Origin of the sequence: Streptomyces rimosus subsp. rimosus (genome assembly GCF_000720725.1) — a bacterium.
GTDB classification, from domain to species: domain Bacteria; phylum Actinomycetota; class Actinomycetes; order Streptomycetales; family Streptomycetaceae; genus Streptomyces; species Streptomyces rimosus_A.
Genome location: NZ_JOCQ01000207.1, coordinates 1 through 5149, shown reverse-complemented (window position 1 = coordinate 5149; position 5149 = coordinate 1). Strand labels below are relative to the sequence as shown.

General features: G+C 57.6%; 2 rRNA genes. Both read left to right on the top strand.

Annotated elements, in window-relative coordinates:
• Positions 1-234 precede the first annotated feature (234 nt).
• Positions 235-1743 (top strand): 16S ribosomal RNA (locus tag IH45_RS0142385).
• A gap of 264 nt (positions 1744-2007) precedes the next feature.
• Positions 2008-5128: ribosomal RNA gene (locus tag IH45_RS0142380) — 23S ribosomal RNA — on the top strand.
• The 16S and 23S rRNA genes sit together here, the layout of an rRNA operon.
• Positions 5129-5149: the final 21 nt, after the last annotated feature.

Here is a 5149-nt window from a genome sequence, read left to right as displayed (position 1 = left end):
ACGGGACCGAAGGAAGCGTCCGTTCCTTGAGAACTCAACAGCGTGCCAAAAGTCAACGCCAGATATGTTGATACCCCGTCCACCGGCAATCACGCCGGAGGATGAGGTTCCTTTGAAAAGCCCACCGGCACCCAAGCGGTGCGGGTGGCACACACAGCGAGGACGCTGTGAACGGGAAGCCTATTCCGCTTCCTGTTCCGCTCTCGTGTGTGTTGACCCGATCACGGGTAAACATTCACGGAGAGTTTGATCCTGGCTCAGGACGAACGCTGGCGGCGTGCTTAACACATGCAAGTCGAACGATGAACCTCCTTCGGGAGGGGATTAGTGGCGAACGGGTGAGTAACACGTGGGCAATCTGCCCTGCACTCTGGGACAAGCCCTGGAAACGGGGTCTAATACCGGATATGACACACGACCGCATGGTCTGTGTGTGGAAAGCTCCGGCGGTGCAGGATGAGCCCGCGGCCTATCAGCTTGTTGGTGGGGTAATGGCCTACCAAGGCGACGACGGGTAGCCGGCCTGAGAGGGCGACCGGCCACACTGGGACTGAGACACGGCCCAGACTCCTACGGGAGGCAGCAGTGGGGAATATTGCACAATGGGCGCAAGCCTGATGCAGCGACGCCGCGTGAGGGATGACGGCCTTCGGGTTGTAAACCTCTTTCAGCAGGGAAGAAGCGCAAGTGACGGTACCTGCAGAAGAAGCGCCGGCTAACTACGTGCCAGCAGCCGCGGTAATACGTAGGGCGCAAGCGTTGTCCGGAATTATTGGGCGTAAAGAGCTCGTAGGCGGCTTGTCGCGTCGGATGTGAAAGCCCGGGGCTTAACCCCGGGTCTGCATTCGATACGGGCAGGCTAGAGTTCGGTAGGGGAGATCGGAATTCCTGGTGTAGCGGTGAAATGCGCAGATATCAGGAGGAACACCGGTGGCGAAGGCGGATCTCTGGGCCGATACTGACGCTGAGGAGCGAAAGCGTGGGGAGCGAACAGGATTAGATACCCTGGTAGTCCACGCCGTAAACGTTGGGAACTAGGTGTGGGCGACATTCCACGTCGTCCGTGCCGCAGCTAACGCATTAAGTTCCCCGCCTGGGGAGTACGGCCGCAAGGCTAAAACTCAAAGGAATTGACGGGGGCCCGCACAAGCGGCGGAGCATGTGGCTTAATTCGACGCAACGCGAAGAACCTTACCAAGGCTTGACATACACCGGAAACCTCTGGAGACAGGGGCCCCCTTGTGGTCGGTGTACAGGTGGTGCATGGCTGTCGTCAGCTCGTGTCGTGAGATGTTGGGTTAAGTCCCGCAACGAGCGCAACCCTTGTTCTGTGTTGCCAGCATGCCCTTCGGGGTGATGGGGACTCACAGGAGACTGCCGGGGTCAACTCGGAGGAAGGTGGGGACGACGTCAAGTCATCATGCCCCTTATGTCTTGGGCTGCACACGTGCTACAATGGCCGGTACAATGAGCTGCGATACCGCGAGGTGGAGCGAATCTCAAAAAGCCGGTCTCAGTTCGGATTGGGGTCTGCAACTCGACCCCATGAAGTCGGAGTCGCTAGTAATCGCAGATCAGCATTGCTGCGGTGAATACGTTCCCGGGCCTTGTACACACCGCCCGTCACGTCACGAAGGGAGGGAATCGTCGAAGGGGAGGGAATCGTCGAAGGTGGGACTGGCGATTGGGACGAAGTCGTAACAAGGTAGCCGTACCGGAAGGTGCGGCTGGATCACCTCCTTTCTAAGGAGCACTTCTTACCGGTCTTCGGACTGGTCAGAGGCCAGAACATCAGCGAACGTCTGATGCTGGTTGCTCATGGGTGGAACGTTGACTACTCGGCACACTCGAATGCTTCGGCGTGGAACGTGATTGGTTGGCTGGTTGTGTCGGGCACGCTGTTGGGTGTCTGAGGGCACGGGCTTTGCCTGTTCCTTCAAACGCCGGCCCCGGTAAAGGGGTGGCTGGTCGTTGCTTGAGAACTGCACAGTGGACGCGAGCATCTGTGGCCAAGTTTTTAAGGGCGCACGGTGGATGCCTTGGCACCAGGAACCGATGAAGGACGTGGGAGGCCGCGATAGGCCCCGGGGAGCTGTCAACCGAGCTTTGATCCGGGGGTGTCCGAATGGGGAAACCCGGCAGTCGTCATGGGCTGTCACCCGCTGCTGAACACATAGGCAGTGTGGAGGGAACGCGGGGAAGTGAAACATCTCAGTACCCGCAGGAAGAGAAAACAACCGTGATTCCGGGAGTAGTGGTGAGCGAAACCGGATGAGGCCAAACCAGTCACGTGTGATACCCGGCAGGGGTTGCGTGGTTGGGGTTGTGGGAGTTCTCTTGACCGGTCTGCCGGCCGGTCGGTGAGTCAGAAACCGTTGATGTAGGCGAAGGACATGCGAAAGGTCCGGCGTAGAGGGTAAGACCCCCGTAGCTGAAACATTGACGGCTCGCTTGAGAATCACCCAAGTAGCACGGGGCCCGTGAAATCCCGTGTGAATCTGGCGGGACCACCCGCTAAGCCTAAATATTCCCTGGTGACCGATAGCGGATAGTACCGTGAGGGAATGGTGAAAAGTACCGCGGGAGCGGAGTGAAATAGTACCTGAAACCGTGTGCCTACAAGCCGTGGGAGCGTCGCTGTCATCTTCGGATGGCAGTCGTGACTGCGTGCCTTTTGAAGAATGAGCCTGCGAGTTTGCGGTATGTTGCGAGGTTAACCCGTGTGGGGAAGCCGTAGCGAAAGCGAGTCCGAAGAGGGCGTTTGAGTAGCGTGCCCAAGACCCGAAGCGGAGTGATCTAGCCATGGGCAGGTTGAAGCGGAGGTAAGACTTCGTGGAGGACCGAACCCACCAGGGTTGAAAACCTGGGGGATGACCTGTGGTTAGGGGTGAAAGGCCAATCAAACTCCGTGATAGCTGGTTCTCCCCGAAATGCATTTAGGTGCAGCGTCGTGTGTTTCTTGCCGGAGGTAGAGCACTGGATAGGCGATGGGCCCTACCGGGTTACTGACCTTAGCCAAACTCCGAATGCCGGTAAGTGAGAGCGCGGCAGTGAGACTGTGGGGGATAAGCTCCATGGTCGAGAGGGAAACAGCCCAGAGCATCGACTAAGGCCCCTAAGCGTGTGCTAAGTGGGAAAGGATGTGGAGTCGCAGAGACAACCAGGAGGTTGGCTTAGAAGCAGCCATCCTTGAAAGAGTGCGTAATAGCTCACTGGTCAAGTGATTCCGCGCCGACAATGTAGCGGGGCTCAAGCACACCGCCGAAGTCATGTCATTGACACACAAGGCCCAACGGCTGTGTTGATGGGTAGGGGAGCGTCGTGTGCCGGGTGAAGCAGCGCCGGAAGGTAGTTGTGGACGGTTCACGAGTGAGAATGCAGGCATGAGTAGCGATACACACGTGGGAAACGTGTGCGCCGATTGACTAAGGGTTCCTGGGTCAAGCTGATCTGCCCAGGGTAAGTCGGGACCTAAGGCGAGGCCGACAGGCGTAGTCGATGGACAACCGGTTGATATTCCGGTACCCGCTTTGAAGCGCCAAACATCGAATCCATTAATGCTAAGGCCGTGAAGCCGCCCTGGAGTCTTCGGACAAAGGGGAGTGGTGGAGCCGCTGACCCAAGGTGGTAGTAGGTGAGTGATGGGGTGACGCAGGAAGGTAGTCCAGCCCGGGCGGTGGTTGTCCCGGGGTAAGGGTGTAGGACGCACGGTAGGCAAATCCGTCGTGCATGAAGTCTGAGACCTGATGCCGAGCCGATTGTGGTGAAGTGGATGATCCTATGCTGTCGAGAAAAGCCTCTAGCGAGTTTCATGGCGGCCCGTACCCTAAACCGACTCAGGTGGTCAGGTAGAGAATACCGAGGCGTTCGGGTGAACTATGGTTAAGGAACTCGGCAAAATGCCCCCGTAACTTCGGGAGAAGGGGGGCCACGGCTGGTGATGGGACTTGCTCCCTGAGCTGGTGGTGGCCGCAGAGACCAGCGAGAAGCGACTGTTTACTAAAAACACAGGTCCGTGCGAAGCCGTAAGGCGATGTATACGGACTGACGCCTGCCCGGTGCTGGAACGTTAAGGGGACCGGTTAGCTCCATTTCGGTGGGGCGAAGCTGAGAACTTAAGCGCCAGTAAACGGCGGTGGTAACTATAACCATCCTAAGGTAGCGAAATTCCTTGTCGGGTAAGTTCCGACCTGCACGAATGGCGTAACGACTTCTCGACTGTCTCAACCATAGGCCCGGTGAAATTGCACTACGAGTAAAGATGCTCGTTTCGCGCAGCAGGACGGAAAGACCCCGGGACCTTTACTATAGCTTGATATTGGTGTTTGGTTCGGCTTGTGTAGGATAGGTGGGAGACTGTGAACCTTGGACGCCAGTTCGAGGGGAGTCGTTGTTGAAATACCACTCTGGTCGTGCTGGATGTCTAACCTGGGTCCGTGATCCGGATCAGGGACAGTGTCTGGTGGGTAGTTTAACTGGGGCGGTTGCCTCCTAAAGGGTAACGGAGGCGCCCAAAGGTTCCCTCAGCCTGGTTGGCAATCAGGTGTTGAGTGTAAGTGCACAAGGGAGCTTGACTGTGAGACTGACGGGTCGAGCAGGTACGAAAGTAGGGACTAGTGATCCGGCGGTGGCTTGTGGAAGCGCCGTCGCTCAACGGATAAAAGGTACCCCGGGGATAACAGGCTGATCTTCCCCAAGAGTCCATATCGACGGGATGGTTTGGCACCTCGATGTCGGCTCGTCGCATCCTGGGGCTGGAGTCGGTCCCAAGGGTTGGGCTGTTCGCCCATTAAAGCGGTACGCGAGCTGGGTTTAGAACGTCGTGAGACAGTTCGGTCCCTATCCGCTGTGCGCGTAGGAGTCTTGAGAAGGGCTGTCCCTAGTACGAGAGGACCGGGACGGACGAACCTCTGGTGTGCCAGTTGTCCTGCCAAGGGCATGGCTGGTTGGCTACGTTCGGAAAGGATAACCGCTGAAAGCATCTAAGCGGGAAGCCTGCTTCGAGATGAGGGCTCCCTCCCACTTGATGGGGTAAGGCTCCCAGTAGACGACTGGGTTGATAGGCCAGATATGGAAGCGCCGTAAGGTGTGGAGTTGACTGGTACTAATAGGCCGAGGGCTTGTCCTCAGTTGCTCGCGTCCACTGTGT